This is a genomic window from Pseudomonas tehranensis, assembly GCF_014268615.1.
In the GTDB taxonomy this organism is placed as follows: Bacteria; Pseudomonadota; Gammaproteobacteria; order Pseudomonadales; family Pseudomonadaceae; genus Aquipseudomonas; species Aquipseudomonas tehranensis.
The window spans coordinates 1-1,567 of the sequence record NZ_JABWQV010000446.1 but is presented as its reverse complement, the minus strand read 5'-3'; the positions used below and the strand labels follow the sequence as shown (position 1 = coordinate 1,567).

The 1,567-nt window shown below is 60.1% G+C and carries 1 protein-coding gene; it reads left to right on the top strand.

The window, feature by feature from the left end; translation table 11 throughout:
- The first annotated feature begins 146 nt into the window (after window positions 1–146).
- Entirely contained in the window at window positions 147–1,511 is a 1,365-nt protein-coding gene (locus HU811_RS26875; RefSeq protein WP_092397459.1) for an HlyD family type I secretion periplasmic adaptor subunit, read from the top strand.
- The last annotated feature ends 56 nt before the right edge of the window (window positions 1,512–1,567 follow it).

Genomic DNA, 1,567 nt, shown 5'->3' with positions numbered 1-1,567 from the left:
AGCAAGGCTTGCCCGCGATACAGGCGCCTCGGTTCCAGTGAGACCGCATTAGCTTCATCGCGGGCAAGCCTTACTCCCACAGATACCCCTCTCAAACCACAGGTATGTGTTCGGATTAATTTTTTCTTACTGGCGGGTATCGCATCATGTCTGCTCAAACACCCGATTCTGCCGCCCGAAGCTACTTCGGCAGTTTCAGCAAAAGCGCTGAAAGCGAGTTCATGCCGGAAACCGCCGGTGCCGCGCTGCAGGATTCACCCCGGCGCTCGCGGGTCACCGTGTGGCTGGCGGCCGGGTTGATCATCACCGCACTGGTATGGGCCAAACTGGCAGTCTTGCAGGAAGTCACCACCGGCGAAGGCAAGGCCATTCCTTCGAGCAAGATTCAGGTGATCCAGAACCTGGAGGGCGGCATCGTCACTGAGATCTTCGTGCGCGAAGGGCAGATGGTGAACAAGGGCGACACCCTGCTGCGCCTGGACGACACGCGGTTTCTATCGAACAAGGGCGAAAGCGAGGCCGACCGTTATGCGCTGACCGCCCAAGTGGAACGCTTGTCGGCCGAAGCCGAAGGCCGGCCGTTCCAACTTTCCGCTGAAGTCATCAGCAAAGCCCCGCAGGTGGCCGAGGACGAACGCTCGCTGTATGAACAACGGCAGCGGCGCCTGGCCAGCGAACAGCGGACGCTGACCGAACAACTGCGCCAGAAAACCCAGGAGCTGGCGGAGTTTCGCTCCAAGCAGGGCCAGTTCAGTTCCAGCCTGGCCTTGCTGCAAGAGGAAATGAACATGTCGGCGCCGCTGGTGCGCACCGGGGCCGTGTCGCCGGTGGAAATCCTGCGGCTCAAACGCAGCGCGGTGGAAATCCGTGGCTCGCTCAACGCCACGACCCTGGCGATTCCTCGGGCCGAATCGGCGATCAACGAGATCAAGAGCAAGATCGACGAATCGGAACAATCCTTCCGCTCCGAAGCGGCCAAGGAACTCAATGAGAAACGCACGGAGTTGTCAAAAATCACCGCTTCGAGCATTGCCATCGACGACCGCGTGACCCGCACCACCGTGGTCTCGCCGGTACATGGGGTGATCAAGCAACTCAAGGTCAACACCATCGGCGGCGTGGTCCAGCCGGGCAGCGACATGGCAGAAATCGTGCCGCTGGAAGACAACCTGCTGATCGAAGCCAAGGTCCGTCCCCAGGACGTGGCCTTCCTGCATCCGGGCCAGAAAGCCATGGTCAAGTTCAGCGCCTACGACTACACGATCTACGGCGGGATGAGCGCCAGGCTCGAACTGATCGGCGCCGACACCATCACCGATGACAAGGGCAACAGCTTCTACCTGATCCAGGTGCGCACCGATAAAAACCACTTGGGCGGCGATGCCAAACCGTTGTTGATCATTCCAGGGATGGTGGCGACGGTGGACATCATTACCGGGGAGAAAAGTGTGCTGGATTACTTGCTCAAGCCGGTGTTGAAAGCGCGGACTGAGGCGATGCGCGAGCGGTGATTCTGGTTGGGATCTTGTGTGACTGTTCCACCGCTATCGCGAGCAGGCTCGCTCCC